Annotated in this window: 14 protein-coding genes and 1 other RNA gene; 8 read left to right on the forward strand and 7 right to left on the reverse strand. The window is 69.3% G+C overall.

The genetic code is table 11. The features are described from left to right. Positions 1 to 21: 21 nt before the first annotated feature. Complete coding sequence (locus tag AC6R2M_RS09910) at positions 22 to 843, reverse strand: TIGR00282 family metallophosphoesterase (protein WP_500481668.1); 822 nt, start codon at positions 841 to 843, stop codon at positions 22 to 24. Continuing rightward, complete coding sequence (locus tag AC6R2M_RS09915; protein ID WP_500481670.1) at positions 840 to 989, reverse strand: hypothetical protein; 150 nt, start codon at positions 987 to 989, stop codon at positions 840 to 842. Before AC6R2M_RS09915 ends, AC6R2M_RS09910 begins: the two co-directional genes overlap by 4 nt. 210 nt (positions 990 to 1,199) lie before the next feature. Here AC6R2M_RS09915 and AC6R2M_RS09920 point away from each other — a divergent pair, with 210 nt between their 5' ends. Then, on the forward strand, positions 1,200 to 1,685 hold the full coding sequence (locus AC6R2M_RS09920; RefSeq protein ID WP_500481672.1) for a CAP domain-containing protein: 486 nt from the start codon (positions 1,200 to 1,202) through the stop codon (positions 1,683 to 1,685). A 10-nt stretch (positions 1,686 to 1,695) separates the two neighbouring features. Here AC6R2M_RS09920 and AC6R2M_RS09925 read toward each other — a convergent pair whose 3' ends face one another. The 4 genes from AC6R2M_RS09925 to AC6R2M_RS09940 form a co-directional block, all read right to left on the reverse strand. Further along, a complete protein-coding gene (locus tag AC6R2M_RS09925) occupies positions 1,696 to 2,283 on the reverse strand; it encodes a 5-formyltetrahydrofolate cyclo-ligase (protein WP_500481673.1) in 588 nt (195 codons plus the stop codon). Between the two features lie 29 nt (positions 2,284 to 2,312). Further along, positions 2,313 to 2,472: non-coding RNA, 6S RNA (ssrS, locus tag AC6R2M_RS09930), on the reverse strand. Between the two features lie 62 nt (positions 2,473 to 2,534). Next, positions 2,535 to 2,912: a cell division protein ZapA gene (locus AC6R2M_RS09935; protein ID WP_500481675.1), complete on the reverse strand. Its 378-nt coding sequence runs from the start codon at positions 2,910 to 2,912 to the stop codon at positions 2,535 to 2,537. A gap of 13 nt (positions 2,913 to 2,925) precedes the next feature. Then, positions 2,926 to 3,201 carry a DUF4164 domain-containing protein gene (locus AC6R2M_RS09940; protein WP_500481677.1) on the reverse strand — a complete coding sequence of 92 codons (276 nt, stop codon included), beginning with the start codon at positions 3,199 to 3,201 and terminating at the stop codon, positions 2,926 to 2,928. A gap of 232 nt (positions 3,202 to 3,433) precedes the next feature. Here AC6R2M_RS09940 and gap point away from each other — a divergent pair, with 232 nt between their 5' ends. The 5 genes from gap to AC6R2M_RS09965 all read left to right on the forward strand — a co-directional run bounded on the left by gap (position 3,434) and on the right by AC6R2M_RS09965 (position 9,163). Further along, positions 3,434 to 4,447 (forward strand): type I glyceraldehyde-3-phosphate dehydrogenase, encoded by a 1,014-nt coding sequence (gap, locus tag AC6R2M_RS09945; protein ID WP_500481679.1) that lies wholly within the window; start codon positions 3,434 to 3,436, stop codon positions 4,445 to 4,447. Beyond that, positions 4,444 to 5,022: a putative glycolipid-binding domain-containing protein gene (locus tag AC6R2M_RS09950; RefSeq protein ID WP_500487554.1), complete on the forward strand. Its 579-nt coding sequence runs from the start codon at positions 4,444 to 4,446 to the stop codon at positions 5,020 to 5,022. The genes gap and AC6R2M_RS09950 overlap by 4 nt, the downstream gene beginning before the upstream one ends. Positions 5,023 to 5,032: 10 nt before the next feature. Continuing rightward, positions 5,033 to 6,226, forward strand: coding sequence for a phosphoglycerate kinase (locus AC6R2M_RS09955; RefSeq protein ID WP_500481681.1), 1,194 nt, complete (start codon positions 5,033 to 5,035; stop codon positions 6,224 to 6,226). A gap of 143 nt (positions 6,227 to 6,369) precedes the next feature. Next, on the forward strand, positions 6,370 to 8,298 hold the full coding sequence (locus tag AC6R2M_RS09960; protein WP_500481683.1) for an autotransporter domain-containing protein: 1,929 nt from the start codon (positions 6,370 to 6,372) through the stop codon (positions 8,296 to 8,298). A gap of 97 nt (positions 8,299 to 8,395) precedes the next feature. After that, on the forward strand, positions 8,396 to 9,163 hold the full coding sequence (locus AC6R2M_RS09965) for an SGNH/GDSL hydrolase family protein (RefSeq protein WP_500481685.1): 768 nt from the start codon (positions 8,396 to 8,398) through the stop codon (positions 9,161 to 9,163). On the opposite strand, the gene AC6R2M_RS09970 is transcribed toward AC6R2M_RS09965, so the two are convergent. Then, positions 9,142 to 10,155 carry a ligase-associated DNA damage response exonuclease gene (locus AC6R2M_RS09970; protein WP_500481687.1) on the reverse strand — a complete coding sequence of 338 codons (1,014 nt, stop codon included), beginning with the start codon at positions 10,153 to 10,155 and terminating at the stop codon, positions 9,142 to 9,144. The two genes, AC6R2M_RS09965 and AC6R2M_RS09970, sit on opposite strands and share 22 nt — an antisense overlap. Before the next feature lie 114 nt (positions 10,156 to 10,269). On the opposite strand from AC6R2M_RS09970, the gene AC6R2M_RS09975 reads away from it, so the two are divergent. Continuing rightward, complete coding sequence (locus AC6R2M_RS09975) at positions 10,270 to 11,187, forward strand: class I SAM-dependent DNA methyltransferase (protein WP_500481689.1); 918 nt, start codon at positions 10,270 to 10,272, stop codon at positions 11,185 to 11,187. A gap of 58 nt (positions 11,188 to 11,245) precedes the next feature. After that, positions 11,246 to 11,908: a YitT family protein gene (locus AC6R2M_RS09980; protein WP_500481691.1), complete on the forward strand. Its 663-nt coding sequence runs from the start codon at positions 11,246 to 11,248 to the stop codon at positions 11,906 to 11,908. Positions 11,909 to 11,941: the final 33 nt, after the last annotated feature.

Genomic DNA, 11,941 nt, shown 5'->3' on the forward strand with positions numbered 1-11,941 from the left:
CGGATCGGGCCGCGGTCGGCGCTACCAGAAGTCGGGGACGCTTTCCGAAAGCCGCGCGCCGAGACGCACGGCGGCGACCTTCTCCGCCAGTCCGGTCCGCTCGGAGATTTCGACCGCCAGGCCGCAGATCGTCGCCGGACCGCTCGCCGCCTCGAAGCGGCCGCGCGGCACCTTGGTGACGAAGCGGTTCAGCGGCTCCTCCTTCTCCATGCCGAGGGAGGAATCGTAGTCGCCGCACATCCCCGCGTCCGACTGGTAGGCCGTGCCGTTGACGAGGATCTGATGGTCTGCGGTCGGCACGTGGGTGTGCGTGCCGACGACGACAGAGACGCGGCCGTCGAGATGATGGCCCATGGCCTGCTTCTCGCTCGTCGCCTCGGCGTGGAAGTCGATGACGATGGCGTCGGCCTGCTCCCCGAGCGGCGAGGCGCCGACGATCTCGGAGGCGGCGCGGAACGGATCGTCGAGATCGGGGTGCATGAAGGCCCGCCCCATCAGATTGGCGACGAGGACGCGGGCTCCGTTCCGGGCGACGAAGAGCCCGGAGCCGCGCCCCGGCGTGCCCGCCGGATAGTTCGCCGGCCGCAGGAAGGCGTCGTGCCGGTCCGCGAAGACCAGAGCCTCGCGCTGGTCCCAGACGTGGTTGCCGGTGGTCACGACGTCGGCGCCCGCGTCGATGGTCTCCTCGAAGATCGCCTCGGTGATGCCGAAGCCGCCGGCGGCGTTCTCGCCGTTCACGACCACGAAATCGAGCCGCCAGTCCGCGATCAGGCCCGGCAGGCGCTCCTGCACCGCCAGCCGACCCGACCGCCCTACCATGTCGCCCAGAAACAGAAATCTCACTCGAACGTCTCCATGCCGGAGGTCTCGTCGAAGGGCGGCACGCCGAAGGATCGTGCCCGCAAGGCCGTCCACGGCGACGACGACGGGCTTGGCTGCGACACCATGCCCCGCATCGAGGACAGGTTCACGGCATTTGCGGTCCGCAATTCAGCGGTTCTTCGACTTGCGTTTGCTATGCTTCATTCGATTCGGCGGGGCGCCCCGAGAGCGTGTCCCGGTCGTGTCGCGCTTATGACCCTCCCGCACGGGCGGGGCAAGGCGACACGTACCGGGCGTCATTGAGGCCGAAGAAGCCGATCGTCAAACGGCGCGGTGCCGCCCATGCATCGCTTGCCGAACCGGAGAGGAGTTCCCTCATGCGTTCCATGGTCCGCGCCGCGGCCGCTGCCGTCCTCTGCCTCGGGATCGCGGCCTGCTCGCCCGGCGGCAGCAATCTGTCTCCGTCCGGGCCGGTCTCGATCGACGGGCCGGGCGGCCTTGCGCCGGTGAACGCGTTCCGCGCCCGCAACGGCCTGCCGCCCCTCTCCATCGACTCCCGGCTGATGACGGCCGCGCAGCAGCACTCGCAGCGCATGGCGAGCCGCAACCAGATGAGCCACACGATCGGCGGCGCCCTACCCTCACGCGTCCAGAGCGTCGGATACGATTGGGCGGCGACGGCGGAGAATCTCGGCGGTGGCTATCCGTCCTACGATGCGGCCATGCGCGGCTGGACGAACTCGGCCGGTCATCGCCGCAATCTCCTGCGCCCGGACGTCACGCAGATGGGCGTGGCGGTCGCCCGTTCGCCCTCCGGCGTGCCCTACTGGACGCAGATCTTCGGGCGCGAACGCGGCCGCTGAGGTCAAGGTCTCAGGGAAAGCGATCGGCCCGGATCGCCTCGGCTTCCGTGACGATCAGATCGAGAGGCATGTCGAACGCTTCGTCCGGCACCGCCTCGATCTCCTGAACGGCGAAGGCGAGCCCGATCGTGAAGGGTCTCGCCCCGCCTTCGCTCAAGGAGGCGATGGCGCGGTCGTAGAAGCCGCCGCCATAGCCGATCCGATGGCCGCGCCGGTCGAAAGCGGCGAGCGGCACGAGGAGGATATCGGGCTTGAGGCGCGGCGCGGCCTCGCCCGGCGCCATCGTTCCATGGCCCTGCGGCTCCAGCGGCGCGTCGCGCTCCAGCATGCGGAAATCGAGCGCGCGGCCGACGATCGCGGGAACGGCGAGCTGGACGCGGCGGTCGGCCGCCATCGCCATCAGGGGGCGCGGATCGACTTCGGAGCGAATCGGAAGGTAACCGCCCAGGACCGAACGCTCCCCGGCCGGCCAGGCGCCCATCGCGCGGTCCGCGATGGCCATCGAGGCCTCGATGCGCTGCGCGACGTCCATCGCCTCGCGACGGGCGAGCGCATCCTTGCGCATCTGCGCCTTCAGTTCCGAACGGGTCTCGACCAACGGCACCGTCGCGCGTTCAAGAGAAAGAGTGGCGGGCCACCTCGGCCGGTGGGATAGTCGATCCCGGGAACCTACAGAGTAGGTGGGCGCCGTGTGCCCAAGCCCAGGGGCAAGGGCAGGGACAGCTCCCTAGGGGATGCGTAAGGCCCCGGGGAATAAGTCATCCCGTGTCGAACCGCGCAGCTCGCCGAGACCAGATATAGCGTGCCGCCACCCCGCCCGCCATAGCGCGCCGCAAGTTCCCCGGACGATCAGTCGGAAAGCCGGCCGCCGCGCCCCTCAAGCCGCGCCGTGATGCGCTCGATCGCTTCGGCGACGCCGTTCATCGTCTCGGTCAGCACCTCCCGGCCGGACACGACGCTGCGCGAGGCGGTCTCCTGCCGCTCGCGCAGTTCCTCGACCTCCGCCTCCAGTTCGGCGACCCGGTCGCGCGTTTCGGCCAGTTCGTCGCCGGTCATGATCGCGGCCATGACGAGGAGGCGCAGATCGCCGATCTCCCCGACGCCCTTGCGCAGTTCCGAAACGCGGCCGTCGAGGTCGGCGGCGAGGCCGACGAGGTGGTCCTCCTCGCCGTCCGCGCAGGCCATGCGGTAGGTCTTGCCATCGATGGTGACGACGATCTGCGGCATCGGTCCCCTTCCGTCAGCCGCGCGCGATCACGTCGCGGATCTGCTCCATCGCCCCGACGAGGCGGCGCGAGACCTCGCGGTTGGCCTCCTCCAGGCGTAGGCCGCGCGCCAGCGCCGCGTCGAGATCGCCCGCCAGACGCCCACGGTCGGCGGTCATGCGCTGGACCTCCTCCTCGACGGAAAGCACCTTGCCTTCCCGGTCGAGGCGCGCCTCCACGGCCGTCTCCAGGCGCTCCAGCGCCTTCTGCAGGCGATCGGACGCTTCGCCGAAGGCGTTGTCCTTGCTCAAGTCGCGTCCTCTTCCGTGCGCGTCCAAGACGGTGGGTCTACCTTTTACACGCCCGCGTGAGAAGACGGGCAGGGTCGAGCGGACGATCGCATCGTTTGAAATCTTCCTGAAGGCGCCCAAGCGCCCTTCCACCGCTTTACGCGCCGCCCAAACCGGCTAGAACCCCGTCCCGAAGCGGTATCGCGCGAACGCGGTGCCGACAGGACGGATCGACCCAGCAGGAGGGCAAGACATGGCAGTTCGCGTCGCAATCAACGGGTTCGGGCGCATCGGGCGCAACGTGCTTCGCGCCATCGTCGAATCCGGGCGCACCGACATCGAGGTGGTCGGCATCAACGATCTGGGCCCGGTCGAGACCAACGCCCACCTCATCCGCTACGATTCGGTCCACGGCCGCTTCCCCGGCGAGGTGAAGGTCGACGGCGAGACGATCGACGTCGGGCGCGGGCCGATCCGCGTGACGGCCGAGCGCGACCCGAAGAATCTGCCTTGGAGCGAACTGAACGTCGACGTCGCGCTGGAATGCACCGGCATCTTCACCGATCCGGCGAAGGCTTCGGCTCATCTGGACGCGGGCGCCAAAAAGGTGCTGATCTCCGGCCCGCTGACGAACGCCGTCAGCGAGAAGACGATCGTCTACGGCGTCAACCACGAGACGCTGAGCGCCGGCGACAAGATCGTCTCCAACGCCTCCTGCACGACCAACTGCCTCGCGCCCGTCGCCAAGGTCCTGAACGATGCCATCGGCATCGAGCACGGCTTCATGACGACGATCCACTCCTACACGGGCGACCAGCCGACGCTCGACACCATGCACAAGGACCTCTACCGCGCCCGCGCGGCGGCCCTGTCCATGATCCCGACCTCCACGGGCGCCGCCAAGGCCATCGGCCTCGTCCTGCCGGACCTGAAGGGCAAGCTCGACGGCTCGTCGATCCGCGTGCCGACCCCGAACGTCTCGGTGGTCGACCTCAAGTTCGTCGCCAAGCGCGCCACGAGCGTCGAGGAAATCCAGACGCTCGTCCGCGACGCCGCGAACGGTCCGCTGAAGGGCATTCTCGGCTTCACCGACGCGCCGCTCGTCTCCACCGACTTCAACCACGACCCGCACTCCTCCGTCTTCGCCATGGACCAGGTGAAGGTGATGGACGGCACGTTCGTGCGCATCCTGTCCTGGTACGACAACGAGTGGGGCTTCTCGAACCGCATGTCGGACACGGCGATCGCCCTCCACAACGCCGGCTGACGCCCCATGCTCTTCGGCCCCTCGCCTCGTCCCGCAGCGTCCGATGGCGCCCGCGGACCGGCGAGGGACTGGAGCATCTGACGATCGAGCCTGCCGAAGGCGGGTACCGCGTCCGATCGGTGGTCGTCGGATCGTCCGAAGGTCGGGACTTTGGCGCGTCCTACTCGGCGGTGATCGACTCCGGGTGGCGCGTCCTCTCCTTCCGCATCGAACCGAGCGACGGAGGACGGCTGGCGCTCTCCTCCCCCGAGCCCGGCCGCTGGGTCGACGAGGACGGGTTCGACCGGCCCGATCTGACGGGCTGCGTGGACATCGACCTGTCGGCTACCCCCTTCACCAACACCCTGCCGATCCGTCGCCTCGGTTTGACCCGCGCCGACGGCGAGGTGACGCTTCCCGTGCTCTACGTCCCCTTCGGGGATCTCGCGCCGAAGCCCGCCGTTCAGTTCTACCGGGCCCTGGACGACGGGCGCCGCTACCGTTTCGAGAACGGCGACCGCTCGTTCGCCGCCGACCTGCCGCTCGACGAGGACGGCCTGGTTCTCGACTATCCGAACCTTTTCAAACGCCTGTGAGGTTTTTCGCATGACGCTGTTCAAGACGCTCGACGACGCGGATCTTTCGGGCAAGCGCATCCTGACGCGGGTCGATCTCAACGTACCGATGAAGGACGGCAAGGTTTCCGACGCGACGCGCATCGACCGCGTCCTGCCCACCATCCGCGAGATCGCCGAGAAGGGCGGACGCGTCGTCCTGCTCGCCCATTTCGGCCGACCGAAGGGCAAGGTGGACAAGTCGCAGTCGCTGGAGCCGGTGGCCGAAGTCCTGTCGGAGAAGCTCGGCAAGCCCGTCGGCTTCGCCGAAGACTGCGTCGGGCCGGTCGCGGAAGGGATCGTCGCGAATCTGAGCGACGGTGACGTCGTCCTCCTGGAAAACACCCGCTTCCATGCGGGGGAGGAGAAGAACGAGGAGGCGTTCGTCGCCGCCCTCGCCTCTCTCGGCGACGTGTTCGTGAACGACGCCTTCTCCGCCGCCCACCGCGCCCATGCCTCGACCGAAGGCCTGACGCATCATCTGCCCTCCTATGCCGGCCGCGCCATGCAGGCCGAGTTGGAGGCGCTGGAGAAGGGCCTCGGCAACCCCGAGAAGCCCGTCGTCGCCATCGTCGGCGGCGCCAAGGTCTCGACCAAGATCGACCTTCTCCAGAACCTCGTGAAGCGCGTGGACTGCCTCGTCATCGGCGGCGGCATGGCGAACACCTTCCTGGCGGCCGAGGGCCGCGACGTCGGCAAGTCGCTCTGCGAGCACGATCTGGCCGACACCGCGCGCGCCATCCAGGCCGCCGCGCAGGAGGCCGGCTGCGTCATTCTCCTTCCGGCCGACGCGGTCGTCGCGAAGGAGTTCAAGGCGGGCGCCGAGAACGAAGTCCTGCCGGTGGACCGCGTTTCGCCGGACGGCATGATCCTCGACGTCGGACCGGCGACGGTCGGCATGATCGCGGAGTGGATCGACAAGGCGAAGACGCTCGTCTGGAACGGGCCGCTCGGCGCCTTCGAGATCGCGCCCTTCGACAAGGCGACCGTGCAGGCCGCCCGGCACGCAGCCAAGCGCACCCAGAGCGGCGATCTCGTCTCGGTGGCCGGCGGCGGCGACACGGTCGCCGCGCTCGCCCATGCGGGCGTGACGCAGGACTTCTCCTACGTCTCCACGGCGGGCGGCGCCTTCCTGGAGTGGATGGAGGGCAAGCCTCTGCCGGGCGTGGACGCGCTGAAGGCCTGAACGGCGAACGGCCTGTGACGAGAACGGCACAAGCGGCGCAGGAAGCTCGGGCGGGACGCTCCGCCCGTGGCCCGCCGCTTGCGCAGGCGCTTCTCCTCGCGTCATCTGACGGAAACGTAAGAGGCGTTTTCCGGGGGGAACACATGACGCACTCACTTCGCAGCATCCTGCTGGCCACGGTGGCCACCGCCATTCTGACGGCGCCCGCGAGCGCGCAGAGCGTCATCTCGTTCGGCGACAGCCTGAGCGACAACGGCAATCTCTTCGCCGTCACGGGGCGGTTCGATCCTCCCGCCGAGCCAGCGTCGCCGCCCTACTTCCAGGGCCGCTTCTCCAACGGTCCGGTCTTCACGGAAGTGCTCGCCGGCGGCGCGGACTCCATGCAGCGGGCGGGCGCCGCCAGCCTGGCCGCCGGCTTCGGCCTGCCGGCCCAGATCGACCCGAACCGCAGCCAGAACTATGCATTCGGCGGCGCACGAACGGACGATCTCGACTTCATCCCGCCCGGCATTCCCGACCAGATCGACTTCTTCGCCGCCCGCGACGGGCAGTTCGGCGCAGGCGATATCGTCACGCTCTACGGCGGCGCGAACGACATCTTCCGGGCCTTCGTCGCCGTCCAGTCCAATCAGGCGTCGCCCGCCATTCTCGCGCCGACCGGCGTGACTGCGGCCGGCAACATGTCCGCTTCGGCGGCTCGCCTGTCGGCCCTCGGCGCTCCCACGCTGGTCGTCCTGAACCTTCCCGACCTCGGCAGCACGCCCCAGTTCTCGGGCAATGGACTGACGGCCGGACTGGCGAGCCAGACGACGAACGCGTTCAACGCGGCGCTGGCGCAGGGCGTCGCGCAGGTCGCCGCGGCGAACCCCCAGACGAACACGCATTTCGTCGACGTTCAGCCGCTCTTCGCCGAGATCGCCGCCGATCCGGCACGGTTCGGTTTCCAGAACACGACGCAGGCCTGCCTCGCCGTCGCGTCCTGCGCGACCGGCTCGGCCGAGACGCAGAACGGGTTCCTCTTCTTCGACACCGTTCACCCGACCGCCCGCACCCATTCTCTGCTCGCCGGTCTCGTCACCGACCATCTGACCGCCGGTGCCCGTGCGGGCGACGCGGCTTCGATGTCGGAGGTCGCGCTGTCCGACCGCCTTGCGGGCGAGGACGCGCTGCGCGAGCGCGCCCGCCGGCACCTGGCCGCGACCAACGCGATCCCGCAGGGCGCGGACATCGTCGAGCCGGGCTTTGCGGCGCCGGCCTACGGCAACGCCTATGTCTCGCTGGAAGGCGCGGCCTTCGACCGCGAGAGTTCGAGCCGTCTTTCGGCCTACGACTACCGCTCCGGCACGGTGCGACTCGGCGCCGACTATCGCCTGTCGGACGGCTTCCTTCTCGGCGGCGCCGTCTCGGCCAGCCAGGGCGAGGTCCGCGACTCAGCGCTCACCTACGACACGCAGTCCTTCTCGGCCGACATCTACGGGACGGCCGTCTACGGCCCGGCCTTCGTGACGCTCACCGGCGGCGTCGCCCATTTCGACTTCGACGACTTCCAGCGCCGAACGGCGGTCGCCGGCCTCGTCCATCGCGCGCCCGCGACCAACGGCTTTGCGGCCAATGTCGGGGCCGAGGTCGGCACGAGCTTCGGCCTCGGCGCCTTCACCGCCACGCCGACGCTCGGGCTGACCTACGCCTATTTCGACGTGGACGGCTTCACCGAGACGGGCTCGGCCGCGCGGATCGTCTATGGCGGATACGATCGCGACATCCTGAACGGTGCCGCGAACCTGCATCTGGCCTATTCGACCGGCTTCGGCGAGATCACCGGCCGCATCGGCTACGAGGACGTTCTGTCGGACGGCGGCAACAGCGCGATCGTCTCCTCGATCGCCGGAAGCCCGGCCCGCGCGAGCCTTGCCGGCTTCGACGACCTGCCCGGACGCGGCCTGATCCTCGGCGCCGGCGCCAAGGTCTCGATGACGGAAAGCCTGACGCTCGACGCGAAATACTCGGTCGGCTTCGGCGACGAGATCGACGTCAGTCATATCGGCGCCGTAAGCCTCGGCTATCGCTTCTAGCGGCTCGTCGGGCTGGGTTTCGCACGGTCGATCCCCATCTGAGGAGCGCGAGGGCGTCTCATTCGAGGTCGCCCGCTTCCTCTTGGATGGAGTTCGCGTGAAGGACGCCTTTCTCTCCTGGCTGATGTTCCCGGTCTATGTCTGGCAGGGCATCGGCATCCGGCGGCGCATCGAGCGCATGCCGCCGCCCGCCGGCCCGTCATCGGGAACGGTGGGCGCCAGGCACGAGCAGGCGGAGATCCGGCTTCTCGTCCTGGGCGATTCCTCGGCGGCCGGCGTCGGGGTCGAGGACATCGGCGAGAGCCTCGCGCCGCGCCTGGCCGAGCGTCTCTACGCCCTCTCGGGCCGCGCCGTCGCGTGGCGCTCGATCGGCTCGAACTCGGCGGTCTCCTCCGACCTGCGCGATCACATCGTGCCCAATCTGGCGCGCGAGCCCTACACGCACATCGTCCTGACCACCGGCACCAACGATCTGAAGAACTTTCACGGCGCCCGGCATTTCAAGAAGTCCTTCGGCGGCCTCATCTACGCGCTGCGCGCTCGGTTCCCGGACGCGCGGATCGTCTGGTCGCCGCCGGTGGACATGCTGCGCGTGCCCGCTCTGCCGCGCGGCCTCGCCATGGTCCTGGAGCTGCGCGCCAGGATGATCCGCCGCATCGGCACGGCGCTGTGCGTCGAGCGCGGCGCGGTCGCGGCCGTCACCATTCCCCGCGTCGAGCCCGCCGGCTTCTCCCGCGACGGCTTCCATGCCTCGGCGGCCGGCTACACCTACGTCGCCGGGCATCTGGCGAGCTACGTTCTCGGCGACCATCTCGCCATCGAAGGCTCGATGAACCGAGGCGCTCAGTCGCTCTCGTCCTCGTAGCCGACGAGGTGGAGCGGGCGCGCCCGCACGCCCTTCAGCGAGCACCAGCGCACCAGCGCCTCTTCGCGCCCGTGCGTCACCCAGACCTCCTGCGGCGCGATCTCGTCGATCGTCTCGACCAGTTCGTCCCAGTCGCAATGGTCGGAGATGATGAGCGGCAGCTCCACGCCGCGCTGGCGCGCCCGCTGGCGCACGCGCATCCAGCCTGAGGCGAAGCAGGACACGGGGTCGGGGAAGCGCCGCGCCCAACGGTCGGCGAAGGCCGAGGGCGGCCCGACGACGATCGCGCCGGCGAAGTCGCCTTTGCCGCCCCGCTCCACCGTGGCGGGCCGCAATTCGCCGAGATGGATGCCCTCGCCCTCGTAGAAGTCGCAGAGCTTCTTGAGCGCACCGTGAATGTAGATCGGCCGGTCGTAGCCTTCGTCGCGAAGGAGCCGGATGACGCGCTGCGCCTTGCCGAGCGCGTAGGCGCCGACGAGATGCGCGCGCTCCGGGAACTGCCGCGTCGAGGCGATGAGCCGCCCCGCCTCTTCCCGTGCCTCGGGATGGCGGAAGACCGGCAGCGCGAAGGTCGCCTCAGTGATGAAGACGTCGCAGGCGACCGGCTCGAAGGGCTCGGCGGTCGGATCGACCCGGCGCTTGTAGTCGCCGCTCGCCACGATCCGCATGCCGTTCCATTCGACCAGGATCTGGGCCGAGCCCAGAACGTGGCCGGCCGGATGGAAGGACACCGCGACGTCGCCGATCCGCGTCACCTCGCCCCAATTCGCGGTCTGGCGCTCGGCGCAGAAGTCCTCGCCATAGCGCAGCGCCATGATGTCGAGCGTGCGGCGCGTCGCCAGAACCTTTGTGTTCCCCGGCCGCGCGTGGTCCGCATGGCCGTGGGTGACGAGCGCGCGCTCCACAGGCTTCACCGGGTCGATGAAGAAGCCGCCCGGCGGGCAGTAGAGGCCCTGCGGGGTGGGACGAAGGAGATCTTCGAAGCGCTGCATCCGCGACGATATAGGGCGGTCGGGGCCAGGGGGACGAGGCGACGAGCGATACCGCTTGCGCGCCGCCTGCGCCGGCTTCATATGCGCCTCGCCCCTCCCTTCGCGATCTCCAGCGTGTCAGACGATCCCAGCCGCTCCGGTCACCTCCTCGCTGACCGCCGCGCCGCCTATGCCGAGGACTGTTTTCGGGACGGCGACGCCATCGCCGCCGCCGATCTCATGCGGCAGGCGCTGGAGCTCACGCCGGACTGGACGCTCGGTCGAACCCGCCTCGCCGTCTTCCAGGAAGCGTCGGGCGAACGGGACGAGGCGATCGCCACGCTGAAGGACGCGAGCGAGGCCGACGAGGACGGGCGCTTCGGAACGCCCCTCGCCCTCGCGCGCCTCGGCGCAGCGCCGGTCCCCGATGCGGCGCCGCCCGCCTATGTGGAGGCGCTGTTCGATTCCTACGCCGAGCGCTTCGAGCGTTCGCTCGTCGAGAAGCTCGGCTATCGCGGACCGGACATCCTCGCCGAGGACCTCGCGGCCGTCCGTGCGCCGCTCGCCTTCGAGGCGGCGCTCGATCTCGGCTGCGGCACGGGCCTGATGGGAGAGCGGCTTCGCCCCTTCGTCGGCCGCCTCGACGGCGTCGATCTCTCCACTTCCATGCTCGCCAAGGCGGCGGCCAAGCGCGTCTACGACAGCTTGACGGCTGGCGACATCCTGGACGCGCGGCTCGAATGGGCGGGTGCCTACGATCTGGCGACAGCCGCCGACGTCCTGATCTATGTCGGCGATCTGCGTCCGCTGTTCGACAGCGTCGCGCGGCGTCTGCGAACCGGCGGGCTCTTCGCCTTCACGGTGGAGACGCACGAAGGAAAGGAGCCCTTCATGCTCCAGCCCTCGCTCCGCTTCGCCCATGCGCCCGAGCCGTTGCGGAAGACGCTGGCTGCCAGCGGCTTTGCCGTCGCGCGCGAGCGCCCCATCGTCATCCGCAAGGACCGGGGCGAAAGCCTGCCCGGCCTTTCGGTCATAGCAGCCCTGCGATCCTGAGCCTTCCGCCGGGTGCGCGATGAGACCAAAATCTTTCCGTATCCTGGGAAGACGAAGAATGGTCCAGAGCGTCGACATCGACGGCGAAGTCGGCAAGCCGCATCGCTTCGGGCGGTGGGCGGCGACCGCCACGCGCCATTCGCCGGCCGAGGACGCCTTCGGCATTCTGGCGGGCGCGGCGATGACCGCGCTCGGCATCGCCATTCTCGCCCATCTCGGCCTTCTGACCGGGGGTGTCGCGGGCCTCGCCTTCCTCGTCGTCTACGCTACCGGTTGGAACTACGGCCTCGCCTTCTTCCTCCTGAATCTCCCGTTCTTTCTCCTGGCCGCCAGCCGGATGGGGCGCGCCTTCACGATCAAGACCGCGGCGGCGATCGCCCTTCTCTCCGCCATGACGGCCTTCGACGACCGCGTCCTCCTGTTCGACCGGATCGAGCCGCTGTTCGGCTCCGTCCTCGCCGGCCTCCTGATGGGCTTCGGCCTTCTCGCCTTCTTCCGCCACCGCTCGTCGGCGGGCGGCGTGGGCATCCTCGCGGTCTATCTCCAAGACCGGTTCGGCTGGCGGGCGGGTCTGACCCAGCTCGCGGTCGATGTCGTGATCCTCGGCTGCGCCTTCGCGGTGACGACCCCGACGGCCGTCGCCTATTCGGTGCTCGGCGCGATGGTTCTGAACATCTTCCTCGCGATCAACCATCGAAACGACCGCTATCGCGCCATGTGACTTGGGCGCGCGGCTCGTCGCGCCTATCTGATC

The sequence above is a fragment of the Aureimonas sp. CAS genome (assembly GCF_059838215.1).

What these genes read in the sequence shown, in the direction of transcription:
- AC6R2M_RS09955 (WP_500481681.1), top strand. Translation starts at nt 5,033, where the DNA reads ATGACGCTGTTCAAGACGCTCGACGACGCGGATCTTTCGGGCAAGCGC.
- AC6R2M_RS09920 (WP_500481672.1), top strand. Translation starts at nt 1,200, where the DNA reads ATGCGTTCCATGGTCCGCGCCGCGGCCGCTGCCGTCCTCTGCCTCGGG.
- gap (WP_500481679.1), top strand. Translation starts at nt 3,434, where the DNA reads ATGGCAGTTCGCGTCGCAATCAACGGGTTCGGGCGCATCGGGCGCAAC.
- AC6R2M_RS09960 (WP_500481683.1), top strand. Translation starts at nt 6,370, where the DNA reads ATGACGCACTCACTTCGCAGCATCCTGCTGGCCACGGTGGCCACCGCC.
- AC6R2M_RS09970 (WP_500481687.1), bottom strand. Translation starts at nt 10,155, where the DNA reads ATGCAGCGCTTCGAAGATCTCCTTCGTCCCACCCCGCAGGGCCTCTAC.
- AC6R2M_RS09935 (WP_500481675.1), bottom strand. Translation starts at nt 2,912, where the DNA reads ATGCCGCAGATCGTCGTCACCATCGATGGCAAGACCTACCGCATGGCC.
- AC6R2M_RS09980 (WP_500481691.1), top strand. Translation starts at nt 11,246, where the DNA reads ATGGTCCAGAGCGTCGACATCGACGGCGAAGTCGGCAAGCCGCATCGC.